Origin of the sequence: Saccharothrix carnea (assembly GCF_003014735.1) — a bacterium.
Classification (GTDB): Bacteria; Actinomycetota; Actinomycetes; order Mycobacteriales; family Pseudonocardiaceae; genus Actinosynnema; species Actinosynnema carneum.
This window is the reverse complement of sequence record NZ_PYAX01000004.1, coordinates 459247-474610: the sequence shown is the minus strand read 5'-3', so window position 1 is coordinate 474610 and position 15364 is coordinate 459247. Positions and strand designations below refer to the sequence as shown.

At 73.3% G+C, this 15364-nt stretch carries 15 protein-coding genes and 1 pseudogene; 8 read left to right on the top strand and 8 right to left on the bottom strand.

Annotated features, from left to right (window positions below; translation table 11 throughout):
- Positions 1 to 38 precede the first annotated feature (38 nt).
- Both B0I31_RS13825 and B0I31_RS42565 read right to left on the bottom strand, forming a co-directional pair.
- Entirely contained in the window at positions 39 to 350 is a 312-nt protein-coding gene (locus B0I31_RS13825) for a S8 family serine peptidase (RefSeq protein WP_281262294.1), read from the bottom strand.
- Positions 323 to 541 (bottom strand): annotated as a pseudogene (locus tag B0I31_RS42565) (S8 family serine peptidase); the annotation flags it as partial. The gene B0I31_RS13825 and the pseudogene B0I31_RS42565, both read right to left, overlap by 28 nt.
- Between B0I31_RS42565 and B0I31_RS41725 the strand changes: the two are divergent.
- Together B0I31_RS41725 and B0I31_RS13820 are read left to right on the top strand one after the other, a co-directional pair.
- Complete coding sequence (locus tag B0I31_RS41725; RefSeq protein ID WP_245949918.1) at positions 455 to 658, top strand: hypothetical protein; 204 nt, start codon at positions 455 to 457, stop codon at positions 656 to 658. The pseudogene B0I31_RS42565 and the gene B0I31_RS41725 sit on opposite strands and share 87 nt — an antisense overlap.
- A 111-nt stretch (positions 659 to 769) precedes the next feature.
- Positions 770 to 3628: an nSTAND1 domain-containing NTPase gene (locus B0I31_RS13820; protein WP_181320176.1), complete on the top strand. Its 2859-nt coding sequence runs from the start codon at positions 770 to 772 to the stop codon at positions 3626 to 3628.
- Between the two features lie 46 nt (positions 3629 to 3674).
- On the opposite strand, the gene B0I31_RS13815 is transcribed toward B0I31_RS13820, so the two are convergent.
- Positions 3675 to 4247 (bottom strand): snapalysin family zinc-dependent metalloprotease, encoded by a 573-nt coding sequence (locus tag B0I31_RS13815; protein ID WP_106615748.1) that lies wholly within the window; start codon positions 4245 to 4247, stop codon positions 3675 to 3677.
- 271 nt (positions 4248 to 4518) lie between these two features.
- Here B0I31_RS13815 and B0I31_RS13810 point away from each other — a divergent pair, with 271 nt between their 5' ends.
- Positions 4519 to 7620 (top strand): carboxypeptidase-like regulatory domain-containing protein, encoded by a 3102-nt coding sequence (locus tag B0I31_RS13810; protein WP_146173840.1) that lies wholly within the window; start codon positions 4519 to 4521, stop codon positions 7618 to 7620.
- A 239-nt stretch (positions 7621 to 7859) separates the two neighbouring features.
- On the top strand, positions 7860 to 8087 hold the full coding sequence (locus B0I31_RS13800; protein ID WP_181320175.1) for a P-loop NTPase family protein: 228 nt from the start codon (positions 7860 to 7862) through the stop codon (positions 8085 to 8087).
- A 91-nt stretch (positions 8088 to 8178) separates the two neighbouring features.
- On the opposite strand, the gene B0I31_RS13795 is transcribed toward B0I31_RS13800, so the two are convergent.
- Both B0I31_RS13795 and B0I31_RS13790 read right to left on the bottom strand, forming a co-directional pair.
- Positions 8179 to 9162 carry an RNA polymerase sigma-70 factor gene (locus B0I31_RS13795; protein WP_106615946.1) on the bottom strand — a complete coding sequence of 328 codons (984 nt, stop codon included), beginning with the start codon at positions 9160 to 9162 and terminating at the stop codon, positions 8179 to 8181.
- Positions 9159 to 9911, bottom strand: a complete 753-nt coding sequence (locus B0I31_RS13790; RefSeq protein ID WP_106615744.1) for an SDR family NAD(P)-dependent oxidoreductase — start codon at positions 9909 to 9911, stop codon at positions 9159 to 9161. Before B0I31_RS13790 ends, B0I31_RS13795 begins: the two co-directional genes overlap by 4 nt.
- Positions 9912 to 10026: 115 nt before the next feature.
- Between B0I31_RS13790 and B0I31_RS13785 the strand changes: the two genes are divergently transcribed.
- Both B0I31_RS13785 and B0I31_RS13780 read left to right on the top strand, forming a co-directional pair.
- Positions 10027 to 10434, top strand: a complete 408-nt coding sequence (locus B0I31_RS13785; protein WP_106615743.1) for a PPOX class F420-dependent oxidoreductase — start codon at positions 10027 to 10029, stop codon at positions 10432 to 10434.
- Between the two features lie 97 nt (positions 10435 to 10531).
- Complete coding sequence (locus B0I31_RS13780) at positions 10532 to 10975, top strand: DUF4267 domain-containing protein (RefSeq protein ID WP_106615742.1); 444 nt, start codon at positions 10532 to 10534, stop codon at positions 10973 to 10975.
- Here the strand turns inward: B0I31_RS13780 and B0I31_RS13775 are convergent.
- Genes B0I31_RS13775 through B0I31_RS43090 form a run of 3 tightly spaced genes read right to left on the bottom strand, consistent with a single transcriptional unit; the run spans position 10872 to position 13892 of the window.
- Entirely contained in the window at positions 10872 to 11810 is a 939-nt protein-coding gene (locus B0I31_RS13775; RefSeq protein ID WP_106615741.1) for a class I SAM-dependent methyltransferase, read from the bottom strand. The two genes, B0I31_RS13780 and B0I31_RS13775, sit on opposite strands and share 104 nt — an antisense overlap.
- A gap of 47 nt (positions 11811 to 11857) precedes the next feature.
- The gene (locus B0I31_RS13770; protein ID WP_106615740.1) at positions 11858 to 13345 is read right to left on the bottom strand and encodes a hypothetical protein; all 1488 of its coding nucleotides are present in this window, start codon (positions 13343 to 13345) and stop codon (positions 11858 to 11860) included.
- Positions 13257 to 13892, bottom strand: a complete 636-nt coding sequence (locus B0I31_RS43090) for an MDR/zinc-dependent alcohol dehydrogenase-like family protein (protein ID WP_245949874.1) — start codon at positions 13890 to 13892, stop codon at positions 13257 to 13259. Before B0I31_RS43090 ends, B0I31_RS13770 begins: the two co-directional genes overlap by 89 nt.
- Positions 13893 to 13970: 78 nt before the next feature.
- Here B0I31_RS43090 and B0I31_RS13760 point away from each other — a divergent pair, with 78 nt between their 5' ends.
- Positions 13971 to 14600: a TetR/AcrR family transcriptional regulator gene (locus B0I31_RS13760; protein WP_181320170.1), complete on the top strand. Its 630-nt coding sequence runs from the start codon at positions 13971 to 13973 to the stop codon at positions 14598 to 14600.
- An 89-nt stretch (positions 14601 to 14689) separates the two neighbouring features.
- Positions 14690 to 15307: an FMN-dependent NADH-azoreductase gene (locus B0I31_RS13755; protein ID WP_106615739.1), complete on the top strand. Its 618-nt coding sequence runs from the start codon at positions 14690 to 14692 to the stop codon at positions 15305 to 15307.
- The last annotated feature ends 57 nt before the right edge of the window (positions 15308 to 15364 follow it).

Genomic DNA, 15364 nt, shown 5'->3' with positions numbered 1-15364 from the left:
GTCCGGCGGTGTCCGACCCCGTCACGGGTGTCACACCGTCAGGTGATCCGGTAGGCGTGGATCACCGTCTGGCGCGTCGTGTTGCCCTCGCTGTCGGTCGCGGCCACCCGGAGGGATGCCCACGTGCCGGCCGGACCGCACCCGACCGCGCCCACCGCGAGCGCGGCGTCGGCGCCGGCCGGCGAGCCGATGGTCTCCGCGCCGCTGCCGCTGTTGCCCGCCGCGACGACGAACAGCGTGCCGTGCCGGGCGGAGAGGATTCGACCGCCTCCTCCAGCACGTCGACCTCCTCGGTGTCCGGTCCGCCCAGGCTGACGTTGACCACGTCCGCGCCCTGCTCGGCCGCCCACCCCGGGCCGGCCACGATCGCCGACTCGGAGCACCCGTCGCTCGCGCCGCAGACCTTGGCGTCGAGCAGTCGCGCGTCCGGCGCGACCCCGCGGTACGGCGTGCCGTGGCCGGCGATGGTCGCGGCGACGTGCGTGCCGAGGCCGATCAGGTCGGTGGCGTCCGGGTCGGCGGTGAAGTCGCGCTCGGCGATCTCCCGACCGGCCAGGTCCGGGTGCGCCGGAACGTGATCGGTGTCCTGACACGAATACCCCTCGGATCGTTCGACGTGGAAAAGTCCGGCGATCCCATACCGGTCGAGGTGGAATGAGGCTTTTCCCGGATCGAGGTGTCGAACGCTGGGCCCAGCCGATTGTTCAGTGTCAGGATCCGTGCGTTGAACGGTGTTGTGTGGACAATGGCCCGGTCGAAGGGGGCAACGGTGCCGCGACGGGAAACACCACTGGCGTCCGACGAGACCGCGCTGCTGCGCTTCGCGGCCGGGCTGCGCCGATTGCGCGAGAAAGCGGGCCGACCGACCTACCGCGAATTGGGCAAACGGGCGAACTACTCGGCCGCCGCGCTGTCCGCGGCCACCGCCGGGCGCAAGCTGCCCAGCCTGGCGGTGACGTTGGCGTTCGTCCGCGCGTGCGGCGGTGACGTCGAGGAATGGCGTGCCCGGTGGTCCGAGATCGCCGTCGACGACATTCCGGAACCGAGACCGGGCGAAACGCCCTATGTCGGGCTCGCCGGTTTCCGGACCGAGGACGCCGATCGGTTCTTCGGTCGCGAGGAGCTCACCGAGACCCTGGTCGACCTCGTTCGGCGGCGCCGGTTCACCGGTGTGTTCGGCGCGTCCGGCTCGGGCAAGTCGTCGCTGTTGCGGGCGGGGCTGGCGGCGCGCAGCGAGGACCCGGTCGTCCTCATCGCGCCCGGCCGCGACCCGCTGGAGGAGTGCGCGGTCGCGCTCGCCGGGCTGACCGACGAGTCGCCGGTGGCGGTGCGGGCCGAGTTGGCGGAGTCGCACCGGAACCTGCACCTGTGGATCCGCCGCGCCGTGGCCGAACGGGACCTCCTGCTGGTGGTGGACCAGTTCGAGGAGGTCTTCACCCAGTGCTCCGCCACCGACCGGGACTGGCTGGTGCGGGCGCTGGTGTTCGCCGCGAACGCCGACCACAGCCGCGTGCGGGTCGTGATCGGCGTCCGCGCCGACTTCTACGGCCACTGCGGCAGGCACCCGGAGCTGACCGCCGCGCTGCACGGCGGCCAGGTGCTGGTCGGCGCGATGACGGCCGACGAGCTGCGGCGGGCGATCACCGAACCCGCCGCCCGCGCGGGCGCGACCGTCGAGACCGCGCTGGTGGTCAGGCTGGTCGCCGACGTGACCGGTCGGGCCTCGGCGCTGCCGCTGGTGTCGCACGCGCTGGTCGAGACCTGGCGGCGCCGTCGCGGGATGACCCTGTCGCTGGCCGGGTACGAGCAGGCGGGCGGGGTGGAGCACGCCATCGCCCGCACCGCCGAAGAGGTGTTCGGCGGTCTGTCGCCGGACGGGCAGCGGGACGCGCGGTCGGTGCTGCTGCGGCTCATCGCGCTCGGCGAGGGCATCGAGGACACCCGGCGGCGGGTGCGGCGGCACGAGCTGGACGTGGACCAGGCGCTGCTGGACCGGCTGGCCCGGGCGCGGCTGATCACGCTCGACGACGACGCCGTGGAACTCACCCACGAGGCCGTGATCCAGGCCTGGCCGCGGTTGCGGGACTGGCTCGCGAGCGACCGGGAAGCCCTGCGGCGGCACCGCGAGCTGGTCGACGCCACCGACACGTGGGAAGCGCACGACCGCGACCCCGACGCGCTGTACCGGGGTGCCCGGCTGGAACAGGCCCGCAGCCTGGAGGAGCGGCTCACCGGCCGGGAACGCGCGTTCCTCGACGCGTCGATCGCCGCCGAGGACTCCCGGCGCACCGCCGAACGCCGCCGCACCCGCAGGCTCAAGCAGTACGTCGCGCTCCTGGTGGGCCTCGTGGTGGTGCTGGCGGGCACCGCGGCCTACGCCGGGGTCGCGGAGAACCGGGCGGCCGTGCAGCGCAACGGTGCCCTGTCGATGCGTGCCGCCGACGCCGCGCTGCGCCTGCTCCCGGACCGGCCCGCCGACGCCCTCCGGCTCGCGCTCGCCGCCTACCGGGTGTCGTCCACCGCCGAGGCGCTCAACGCGGTGCGCGTCGCGTGGGCCGCGTCGAACGCCGCGCCGCTGGCCACCCGACCGCTGTGGGACCGGTTGACGCCGGCACCGGAGGGCGACATCGCGGTCTCCACGGAAGCCGACGCGCGGTCGGGCACGGTGTGGCGGATCGAGGGCGGCAAGGCCAGGCACCTGGCCGACGTGCCCGCGTCGGGTCGGATCGGCAGGATCAGCCGCGACGGCAAGGCGTTCCTGCTGGAGGACGACCGGGGCTTCACCGGCCTGTGGCACCTCGCCGAACCCGACGAGCCACGCCTGATCGGCGAGCTCCGGCACGTGGACGTGCAGACGATGAGCCGCACCGGCACGGTGCTGGCGGGCGTCGGCAGGCACGAGATGCCGCGCCGCTTCGACGACCCCGGCAACGCGTTGCCGGACACCGGGGCGGCGACGCTGTGGCGGTGGGACGGCGACGGGCCGATCACCGAAACCCCGCTGCCGGCCAAGCGGGTGGAGAGCGTCGAGCTGCGGGGTGACGCCCGGGTCGTGGTGACGGTCGGCTTCGGCTCGGACTACGTGGAGCGGCACGTGGTGCTGTGGCACCTCGACCCGGACGGCCGGGCGACACCGGCCGGCCCCCTGCTGATCGTGGAGGGCAAGGCGCACGCGGTGTTCAGCCCGGGTGGGAGGTTCCTCGCCCTGGTGAACGAGACGACCGAGGAGGTCGAGGTGTTCGACGTGACCGACCCGTCGGCGCCCCGGCACTGGGCGCTGCTGACGGACCTGGCGCTGTCCACGCCGGTGGTGGAGTTCGCGGCGGACGACCGGGCGCTGGTGATCGGCGGCCGGCCGGGCGTCGTGCAGGTGTGGGACATCGGCACCCCGGGCGAAGCCCGACCGGTGGCGTCGGTCGAGGGCCTGCCCGTCGCCGCGGACCACGCGCGCTACCGGCCCGACGCCCGTGAGCTGGCCCTGTCGGACCCGGCGGGCAGCCAGTGGCGGCTCGACCTCGACGACGAACGCCTGCTGCGCGACGTCTGCGCGTGGCCGTGGGTGAACGACGACCCGGTCGCCTGGGCCAGGTACTTCCCGGGTGTCGTCGAGCAGCGCCTGTGCCCGTGACCGGACCCCGTGAGCCGGGCTCACGGGGTCCGGTCACGTTCGCCGATCAGTACACGAAGCACTCCGTGCTGCCGGCCGTGAAGCCCGCTGCACGCACGTCGGCCGCGGCGAGCGAACCGGCGAACCGGCGCTCCACCTCGGCGCGCTCGGCGGCGTTCGGCAGGTCGTTGCGGCACGAGATCGGCGCGCTGGAACCGGACATCAGGTCGGCGCACAGGCCGGTCCGCCGGTCCGGCAGGCCGAGGATGTGCCCGATCTCGTGGGTCGAGATCCGGGGCCGGTAGTAGCCCTGCTGCACGGCCTGGCGTCCCATGTAGACGGTGCCGTTGCCGAGCGAGCTCACGTAGGCCCTGGGCCAGCCGTTGTCCGCCAGGATGCGGATGTTGACGCCGGAGGTGGAGGTCCGGCGGGCCAGCTTGACGTTGGACACCGAGTTGTTCCAGTTCGTCGCGGCGCGGTCCCAGTCCGCCACGAACTCCTGGGCCTGGCTCACGTCGTAGTACAGCGTGCGCACCAGGGCCTGCGGCTGCGCCGACGCGCTGGGCGCGGCCACCGCGACCAGCGGCAGCAGCAGGCCGAGCACGCCGACGAGGACGCCGACGGCCTTTCGTACGAGCATCTTGGTCTCCTTGGGTACAGGGAAGTCGGGAGCCGGGTGACAGGGGAGGCTCCCGTCATCCAACGAACCAGCCGTAGCCGGTTGTCACCAGCGCCATACGTAGGGTTGTTCGGGCGGGCCGCACCGCCACATTGCGCCGAACGGCCGCCGCGACGGGCACCGGTTCACCAGTAGCCTCTGCCCACATTCACCGCCGATCCCTGCCCCCGCGTCCGGGGGGACGTAGCACTGCCGGCAGGGGCGTCGAGCGGCTACGAGGGGGGAACGGGTCATGTCCGTTGACGATGCCGCGCGCCCGCGCGCGGTCCGCGAACGTGCGCTGAGAACGGTGGTGGCGGCCGTGCTGGTCGTCGCCACCGCGTTGGGCGGCACGCCCGCGTGGGCGCAGGAGACCACCACCGAACCGCCACCGGAAACCACCACGACGACGGCTCCTGCCGACGTCACGCCGGTCGAGACGACGACGACCACTACCACCACCACGAGTCCCGAAACCCCGCCCGCGGCTCCCGTGAGCCCGGAGCCGGCCGACCGGCCCGCCACCCCGACCGGGGAACACCGCCCCGCCGAAGCCGAGCCCGAGCCCAAGGCCGAGGCCGAGGCCGAGGCCGACCTGAGGATCACCGCGTCGTTCGACCGGGCCGAGTACCCGCCGGAGACCGACCTCCCGATCAGGGTCACCGTCGACAACGTCGGCGACGACGTCGCCACCGAGGTGAAGTTCGTCGTCTTCGGCGGCAACGTGTGGCTCAGGAACGGCTGGGACCACATCTCGGGCCGCTACACGCTGGTCCCCGGCGAGCGGATGGTGGTCGACCTCGTGGCACGGCCGCTGGACCCCCTCGCCGACCACGCGGTGTTCAATATCCGCGCGTTCCGGGCGGAAGGCACGATCCCCGACCCGACTCCGGCCGACAACGAGGCCACCGCGCGGGCGGCCGTCGCGCAGGAGCGTGGCGCGGTGTCCGCGGTCGTCTACACCGATGGGAACGGCAACGGCCGTGCCGACGCCGGTGAAGGCGTGGAGGGCCTGCACTTCTCCGCCTACGGCGGCGCGCCCTACACCTCGCTGGACGCGGTGACCGACGCGGGAGGTCGCGTCGCGTTCACCGACGTGCCCACCGGCCGGTACCGGCTGCACCTGCCGGACAACGACGTCGTGGTGAAGCCGGGTTTCGGCGAGTTCACCGTCGAGGAGGGCGCCACCGCCGACCTGGCGATCCCCACCGCCACACCGGTGTCCGACGTGCTCACCGCCCGCCTCGAACTGGACCGGGACACCTACGGGCGCGACGACCCGGTCAACGTCAAGGTCACCTTGACCAACTCCGGGACCGTGCCGCTGACCGGCGTGGTCGCGGTCTGCAACCACGCGGGTGAGCCCCACGTCCTCGACGGCACCGGTCCGGGCTGGGCGCCGCTCGCGGTCGGAGGCCCCGGCACCACCGTGGGCGCGGGTGAGACGAAGGTCCTGGTCATGACCGACGTCGTGCCCCAGCGCGCCTACGAACGCGGCATCCTCTTCGCCGAGTGCAACTTCGGCGACCACGGCACGCACGAGGACGGCTACGTCGGTTCGTCCGACTCGGCGCGGGTCGTCGGCGCCCGCGGTGACGCCACCGGCCTGCTGCACTACTACTCCGGCCAGGGACCGGAGACCCCGCTCGCCGGGGTCCGGCTGCTCGCGCTCGACCGGCTGGGCGTCCCGGTCGCCGAGGCGGTGTCCGGCGACGACGGCGAGTGGCGGTTCGTCAACCTGCCGGTGGGCGAGTACGACGTGCTCGTGCTGGGCCCGTACCGCGACCGCTACGGCAGCGACGTCTACACCATCGGGGTCGCCGCCGACGGGACGTCGCGCTCGGTCTTCTCGGTGGTCGACGGCCCGGTCGTGGTGCCGCCGCGGCTCGCGCCGAACGTGAAGGTGACCGCGTCGTTCGGCAAGCCGTCCTACGACATCAACGAGCAGGTGACGGCGACGGTGAAGGTGGTCAACGCCGGCACCGCCAGGACGTTCGCGCGGTACGTGCCCGAGTCGCCCGCGGACCGGTTCGACTACGACCACGACCAGTGGGGCGACCTGCGCCCGTGGCTGGGGACGTACCTCGAACCCGGTGAGGAGCGCACCGTCACCCTGGTCGGCGGCGTGGCCTTCGTGCGGGAAGGGGTGGCGTGGCTGAAAGGCCGGATCGAGGCCACCGACGAAGCCGACCCCGCCGACAACGTGCTCAGCGTCAGCGTCCCGGTGACCCACCGGACCGGCGACGTGGTGGCCGTCGTCTACGGCGACCGCGACCTCGACGGCGCGTTCGACGAGGGCGAGGCGTTGCCCGGGGTCCACATCACCTTCGAGGGCGGTCGGCCGCGGAAGTGGGTCGCGGGGGAGACCGGCGCGGACGGCGCGTACCGGCTGGACGACGCGCCCGCGGGCACCTACGTGGTGATCACCCGCGACGAGCACACCGGGTGGGTGAGCCAGGGCCAGTCCGAACTGGTCGTCACGGGCGATCAGGGGGCCACCGCGTACTTCCGCATGGAGCGCCCGCTGTCGGACCGGCTGCACGCGACCCTGGCGTTCGACCGGGAGACCTACGGCGTCGACGACCCGGTGGGCATCACGATCACGCTGGCCAACTCGGGTGACGCCCCGATCCTGGCCAGGGCGTTCTGCGGCAGCGCGGAACTGCCCGCGCCCGACAACGGCGCCGAGTGGGGCGCGTTCGCCCACGACGGCGGCGGGGTCGAGATCGCGCCCGGCGAGACCCGGGCGTTCACCGTCCGGGACACCGTGCCCGAGGGTGCCGACGACTACGGCATGTTCGGCGCCTGGTGCGACTTCGGCCCGGAGAGCGCCAACGGCCTGGCGCACGGCTCCGACCTGGCGCGCGTGCCGGGAGCGGTGTGGACGGTGTCCGGTCGGGCGCTCAACGGCACCGGTCCCGAACCGCCGGGCATCCCCGGCGTGAAGCTGGTGCTGCTCGACTTCGTCACCGGGCAGCCGGTGGCGCGCACGGTGACCGGGCCGGACGGCGGGTTCACCTTCACCGACCTCCCGGTCGGGTACTACACGCCGGTGCTGGTCGGGCCGTGGAAGTTCAACACGAACTGGGGTCCGTACGCGTACTTCAAGGTGATCCGCGGCGGGTCGGACGTGGTCGACCTGCACTTCGACCCCGGTCCCGAGGTGCCCGACCCGGACGTGCCGCCGACCGGCACCGGTGAGCCCACCCCCGGTCCGCCCGCGGCCGGCGGTGGCCCGGCCGGAGGCGGCCTCGCCGACACGGGTGCGAGCGTGATCTGGCTGGGCCTGCTGGGTCTGCTCGCCGTGGCGCTCGGTGTGGGCACCAGGACGGTGGGACGCCGCCGGACCGCGTGACAGCAGGAAGGCCCGGGGTTCGCCTCGGGCCTTCTTCGTGCTCCCACGCACCCCTACGAGCTGAGCCGGCTCATGCGTGCGCACGGGGACGACCGCAGCGTCAAGTTCACCCACGGCTCGCTCTCCATGGTGTTCGGGCGGCTCGCCAAGGCCGGGTTCATCGTCGAGCACGGGACGTGCCGCGAAGGCCGACGGCCGGAGCGGACCGCCTACGCGTTGACCGCGGGATCGAGGAGACCGTGCCGGGCGCGGACTTCGGTACCGGCCCGGTGTCCGTCGTGCCGCCGACGTTCCGGCTCGACGGCACGCTGCACGGGCGCGCGGAGCTGATCAGAGAGCTGGTGCGCGCCGCGCGTGCGCAGCGGGGCACCCACGTGGTGATGCACGGCCTCGGTGGCAGCGGCAAGACGACCGCCGCGGCACGGGCAGGTTGGCGCTCGGGCCGGCCCGCGCCGGCCACGCCGTGACCGGGGTCGACCCGGCGTCCGCCTCGTTCGCGGCGGCCCGGTCGGCGCGCCGGACGGTGAACTCCCGGTCGTCGCACGGGCCCGATGAGGCTCACCCGACCTCGGCCACACCGGTACCGGGCGTGGCGCGGATGACCTGGTCGGTGCGCGGAGGGTGGGCTTCGGCGGCGACCCGGGTCGTCTCCCGCAGGACCGCCCAGGCGTCCGCCACCGGGCCCACGTGCCCGAGCTTGTCGGGGTTGATCACGGTGCGGATCGTCCGCACCTGCCCGTCGACGATGTCCAGCGCCCAGGTGCCGACGACCTTGCCGTCCCGGTCGCGGAGCACCGCGCCCGGCTCGCCGTTCACCGGGCGCGGTTCCACCAGGCCGCCGATGCGGAGGAACGGCGGTACCAGGGCGGCGAGCAGCCGGGCCACGTTCTCCGCGCCGGCGAAGTGGGTCGACCACTGCGGTGCCTTGCCGCCGCCGTCGCCGACCAGGCGCACGTCGGCGGCGAGCAGTGCGCGCAACCCGTCGACCTCGCCCTCCCGGAAGGCGTCGAAGAACCGCTCGGCGAGTTCCTCCCGCGCCCGCCGGTCGGCCTCGAACCGGGGCCGACCGGCGTCCATGTGCCTGCGCGCCCGCACCGCGAGCTGGCGGCACGCCGCCTCCGAACGACCCACGGCCGCCGCGACCTCGCCGAACCCGAACCCGAACACCTCGCGCAGCACGAAGACCGCGCGTTCGAGCGGGGACAGCCGCTCCAGCAGCAGGAGGGCCGCCATCGACAGCGAGTCGGCCAGCTCCGCCGACCGCTCCGGGTCGGAGTACGGGTCGGCGAGCAGCGGCTCGGGGAACCACGGCCCGACGTACTCCTCGCGCCGGACGCGGGCCGAGCGCAGCACGTCGATCGAGATCCGGGTGACCACGGCGGAGAGGAACGACTTGGTCGACGTCGGTTCGGTCGGCGACGCGTCGTACCGCAGCCAGGTCTCCTGCACCGCGTCCTCGGCCTCACCGACGCTGCCGAGGACGCGGTAGGCGATCGAGAACAGCAGCGGCCGGAGCTGTTCGAACCGCTCGGCACGGGTCACCACGGCAGCGGGCCTTCCGCGGCGAAGAACCCGCCGGTCGGCCCGTCCGCGCCGAACGTGGCCACGCGCACCACGACCGCGGCGCCCTGCGCGACGGTGAGGAACCCGGTGTGGTTGTTGCTGTCGGTGTCGACGTAGCCGGGTGCGACCGCGTTGACCAGGATGCCGTCCGGGCGCAACTCGTTGGCGTACTGCACTGTCAGCGCGTTCAACGCGGTCTTGGCCGGCGAGTACGCCGCCGAGGGCAGCAGCCCGGCGAACGGCCCGTCCGGGTCGCCGATCAGGGTCAGCGACCCGGCGTGGCTGCTGACGTTGACGATGCGCCCCGCGGGCGACCGCCGCAGCAGCGGCAACACCGCGTTGGTCACCGCGATCACGCCGAAGACGTTGGTCTCGAACACCCGGCGCACCACGTCCAGGTCGACCGCACTCGGCACCTGGTCGTGGGCGTCCGCCGGCGAAACCTGCCCGGAGCCGGTGATGCCGGCGTTGTTGACCAGCACGTCGAGGTAGCCGAAGCGTTCCCCGACGTGCCGCGCGACCTCCCGGGCGGCGGCCTGGTCGGTGACGTCCAGGGTGACCGCGTGCACGTCGCCGCCCAGCGCCCGCAACGCGGCGGCGGCCTCCTCACCGCGCCTCGGGTCCCGGGCGCCGACCAGGACCGTCATGCCCAGCGCGGCGAGCTGTTCGGCGACGCCGCGCCCGATGCCCTTGTTCGCCCCGGTGACCAGCGCGACCTGCTTGCCCATGACCTGTTCCTCACTGTGGACGAGTCTTGCCGGACACGAGACGAGACAGCCCCGGTCGGCTGTGACACGCGGGCGGGAAAACGCTCGGCGCCGCCGTGGCCGGTTACCTTTCGGCATGGCCTTCACCGATGAGGAGATCGCGTACCTGCGGTCGCAGCCGCTCGGGCGGTTGGCGACCCTCGGTTCGGGCGGGCAGCCCGATGTCGTGCCGGTGGCCGTCGAGTTCGACGGGACGTTCCTGTGGGTCGGCGGCGGTCCGACCGTGCGCGATACCCGCAAGTTCCGCAACGTCGCCGCCGGGCACCACAAGGTGGCCCTGGTGGTCGACGACCTCGTGTCGCTCGAACCGTTCGTCGCCCGGGGCATCCGCGTGTACGGCGACGCCGAGCAGCCCTTCGACCGGACCGGGCTGGTGGGTCCCGGCACCTACCTGCGCATCACGCCCACCGTATCCTGGAGCTGGAACCTCGCGGGCGAGCCGGTCGGTGACGCCTGGTACGCGGCGGACAAGAGGGTGCACTAGACCGGGGCAAAGAATTTCTAGCAGTGCTAGACATTCGAGCGTAGCTAGATCTAGTCTCGCTCTTGTTCCTAGCACTGCTAGCACCTGGAGTCAGGGCATGTCCCACCACCGCGTCAACACGGGTCTCGCCGTGCTCGTCGTCCTCGCCGGCTGCTACTTCGGCCTCAGCTTCCTGCTCGACCCGCAGAACTCGGCGGCGGGGTTCGGCATCGACCCGTGGCCGGAGGGCAACGGGTACTTCGTGGTCAAGGGCGTCCGCGACCTCGCCTACGCGCTGACCGCGCTCATCCTGTTGCTGCTGCGGCACCGCCGCGCCCTCGGCTGGGTCGTGCTCGCCGACGCGATCATCCCGATCGGTGACTGCGTCGCCGTCATGACCAACGGCGGCACGGTGGCCTACGCGCTGATGGTGCACGGCTCGGCGGCCGTGCTGGTGCTCACCGTGGCGGCGTCGCTGCTGTGGGAGACCCGGAAGCGGGAGACCCTGCGGCAGGAGACTCCGCAGCGGGAGACCCCGCGGCAGGAGATCCCGCAGCGGTGAGCAGGAACGCGGGTGACCACCAGTAGTCGTGCAGCCGGGTGACCCGGACCTCGGTGAACCCGGCCCGCTCGACCTGCTCCGCCCACCGCGACGCGGGCTGCTCCCACGTCGCCCGGGTCGCGCCCGGCACCAGCTGCCCGGTCAGCACCGGCATCAGGAACCCCTGTGCCACCAGGTCGCGGTCCGCGTCGTACTCGGCCAGCCCGCGCTCGTAGGCCTCGGCCAGGAACCGGCGGTGCTCCGGGCTCGCGTGCGGCAGGTCCGGCACGTCGAACTCCACCACGGCGAGCACGCCCACGTGCCCCACCAGGTCGGCCAGCACGCGGTCGCGCACCTCGTGCGGCAGCGTGTGCAGGGCGAACGTCGACTGGGCCACGTCGAACACCGCGCCCGCGGGCAGCCCCGCCGCGAACGGCTCCACCCGCGTGTGCCGGGCGTCGACGTCGTACCCGGCCAGGGCGCGCACCGCCGCGTCGAGCAGCGCGGTGGACGGCTCGACCAGCGTCACGGAAGCCGGCGCGTGCTCGGAGGCCAGCGCGGGCCGCAGCGCCCGCCCGTCACCGCAGCCGATGTCCAGCAGGCTCGACGGCCGCGCCTCGGCGTAGACCCGCCCCAACGCCTCCGTGACCGCCCGGTAGAGCCCCACGTTGCCGCCGCCGTCGATGAACGCCTCGAACGCCGCGGGCTGGTCGTACACCGACCCGTCCCGCGTCGCCGCCAAGTGCCCGGCCAACGCCGCCGCCAACGGCGTGCGCCCGTCCCGGACCGCGTCCCTGGCCCGGCCGATGTCGCCGTCCGCCAACGCCCGCAGAGCTTCGTCGATGTGGTTCGTCACCCCACGAGAATGCCAAGCCCGCGCCGGGACCCGCCGCCGGCCTCACGTCACAGCGGGCTGCGCATCACGATCAGGTCGCCGTGCCCGCCGTACCCCAGCACGGGTTCGGCGTACTGCGTGCCGTCGAACGTGATCAGCCACCACTCGCGGCCGACCGGCAGCAGCATCGGGTGCGGGATGTTCGTGCCGTAGGGCGCGTCGAGCGTGCCCAGCTTGCGCATGGCCAGGTCGTACACCGGGTAGTTGCGGGCGTCGCCGTCGCTGGCGAACAGGTACCACTCGCGGCCGACCCGCTGCAGGATCGTGCCCTCGGTCTGGTCCACGGCGGTGTCCGCGCCGACCAGCCGCGTCCGGGTGTAGTCCGCGCCGGGTGCCGCGACGGCGAGCGCGGGGTGGAAGACGAACGCGGGCTGCTGCGCCTCGCTCTCCACGAACGCGAGGTGCCAGCGGTCGTCGACCCGGGTCAGCGCGGGGTCCCAGGAGCTGACGGCGGTCGGCAGCGGCAGCCGTTCGGTGCGCAGGACGTGCACGCCCCGCAGCACGTTCGCGGTGGTCGTGGTGTGCCGGATGTGCACGCCCCGGAACGCGAAGTCGCCCCACGAGCTCATCAGCAGGATGAACCGGCCGGTGCGGTCGTCGTACACGATCTGCCCGGCGTGGTCGCCCACCACCACGCCGTCGCGCTCGAAGAACAGCACGGCGACCTGCTCCAGTTCGGACGGGTCGGCCAGGTCGATCGTCCACACCGCCCAGTGCGCCTGCTGGAAGAAGCCCAGCCCGGCGTTGGTCATGGTCAGGTACAGCTTGCCGTCGCGGATGAACGGCCTGCCGTCGGCGTGCTGCACGACGTGCGGGTCGCGGACACCGGCCTGGCCGAAGTAGCCCGCGCGGACGCGGCCCAGCCGCACGTCGCCGCCACGTCCGCCGTAGACGTAGTCGAGGCCGCCCAGCACTGCGGGTACCCGCAGGTCGACGAGCGCGCGCACGCCGTCCCGCTCGGTCAGCACCGGCTGCCAGCCCGTGCCCGTGCCGGTGGTGTCGACCAGGACCGTGACCGCGTTCTCGTTGACCACCACGGCGAACCGGAACGCGCCGGTCACGCGCACCTCGGCGGACTTGACCACGGTGGTCGCACCGCCGGTGGTCACCTCGATCGTGGCCCGGCCGGCGGTCGCGTCGAGCGTGCCGAGCACGGACGTGGCGCCGCCCGCGAGGCCCGCCACCACCACGCCCTCGGCGCGCTGCACCTCGACCAGCACCGAGCCGAACGGCGCACGGGGCCGGACACCGGTGCTGACCAGCGTGCCGGAGGTGGCCGGGGGAGGGGCGATCGCGCTGTCGTACTGCACGAACCGCGGCGCGACCAGGTCGAACGGGCGGTGCTTGTGCGTCACCGCGAAGTGCAGGTCGAACGGAGTCGTGGCCGGCTGACCCATCGCGGGCACGTTACCGAACAGCGCCGAGAGCGCCCCGGCCGCACCCGCCGCCCCGGCGTGGCGCAGCAGCGTGCGTCGATCCATGTCCCGTGCCGCCATCGGACCTCCTCGGACTCCTGCCGGTACTTGTTAACCATGTGTTACAGGCAGTGGTGACCAAGTGTCCAGAGGCGGTTCGGGTGTCGGGCGGCGGGCTCAGGCGATCAGGACCAGCTTGCCGCGCACGTGGCCGCCCGCGCTGACGCGGTGCGCCTCGGCGGCGTCGACCAGCGGGAACGTGCCCGCCGACGACGGTGGTCAGCTCGCCTTTCGCGGCCAGTTCCGCCAGGTCGGCCAGTCGTCGCGCGGACCGCTGCTGCGGACCTCCGGTGAACACCACGCCCAGTTCGGCGGCGGCGGCGGCGTCGGCGATCGTGACGATGCGGTCGGTGCCGCCGCGCAGCTCGATCGACGCCGGGAGCGCGCCCTTGCCCGCCACGTCGAACACCGCGTCGATCCCTTCGGGCGCCGGCGCTCGCACCCGTTCCACCAAGCCCTCGCCGTACGTCGTGGGCGTGGCACCGAGCGCGGCGACGTGCTCCTGGTTGGCCGGGCTCGCCGTGCCGATGACCCGCAGTCCCGCCGCCACGCCCAGCTGCGCGGCCATTCTGCGCGTCACCACTGGGTCACCTTCCCGCCGGTCGAGCCCAGCCGAGCCGGACTACAGTCCGCCTCCATGACGGACATGTCCGCGCACGGCGACGGTGTGCACGTGGAACTGGCCCGGCTGCGGGAGTCCCCGCCCAAGGAGCGGGCGGACGCGGCGCGCAACCGCGCCAAGATCCTCGACGTCGCGGCGCGGCTGTTCGCCAGGCACGGCGTCGCCGACGTGTCGATGGACCAGATCGCCGCCGAGGCCGAGGTCGGCAAGGGCACGCTGTTCCGCCGGTTCGGCGACAAGGCGGGCCTGGCCTCGGCGCTGCTCGGCGCGCGGGAGGAGGAGTTGCAGGGCGCGATCCTGGGCGGGCCGCCCCCGTTGGGCCCGGACGCGCCGGCGGGGGAGCGGCTGATCGCCTTCACGACGGCCTACGCGCGGTTCCTGGAGGCGAACCTCGACCTGGTGCGGCTGTCGGAGACGGCCAGTCCCGGTGCCCGCTACCGGACCGGCGCGTACCGGTTCTGGCACCTGCACGTGCGCATCCTGCTGGCCGAGGCGCGGCCGGACCTCGACGCCGACTACCTGGCGCACGCGCTGCTCGCCCCGCTGGGCGCCGACCTGCGGCACGCGACCAAGGACGCGTTCTCCGCCGACCGCGTCGCCACCGACCTCGCCGCCCTGGCCGCTCTGGTGCTCACGGGGCAGAGCGTGACGTGAGCGGCGTCTCCGCGCAGAACCGGACCGTGGTCCGTTACAGTGGCACTCAACCGGACCGAAGTCCGGTTCACTGTGACGGAGGACGGACCATGACGACCCTGCTGCACATCTCCGCGTCACCGAGGGGCGAGGCCTCGGAGTCGCTGTCGATCGCCCGCACGTTCCTCGACGCCTACCGGGTGAGCCATCCCGGCCACCGGGTGGAGGAGTTCGACCTCTGGGACGGCACGCTGCCCGCCTTCGGCCCGGACGCCGTGGCGGCCAAGATGGCGGTGTTCGCCGGGCAGGAGCCGACCGGTGCCGCGTGGGACGCGGTGACCGGGACGTTCGACCGCTTCGCCGCCGCCGACGCGTACCTGTTCAGCGTGCCCATGTGGAACGCGGGCGTGCCGTACGTGCTCAAGCAGTTCATCGACGTGGTGAGCCAGCCCGGGCTGGTGTTCGGGTTCGACCCGGAACGCGGCTACTCCGGTCTGCTGAAGGGCAAGAAGGCGGCCGTCGTCTACACCAGCGCCGTGTACGGGGACGGGCGCGACCCGGCGTTCGGCACGGACTTCCAGCGGCCGTTCTTCGGTGGCTGGCTGCGCTGGGCCGGGATCACCGACGTGGTCGAGGTCGAGTTCCGGCCCGACCTGGTGGCGGCCGACGTCGAGCAGCGGCGCGAGCAGGCGCACGAGGACGCGGCGAGCGCGGCCGAGAGCTTCTGAAAGCCGAGGTTCACGAAGTCCGCGCACGGGGGGCGCGACCCGATGGACTTCGGCGTC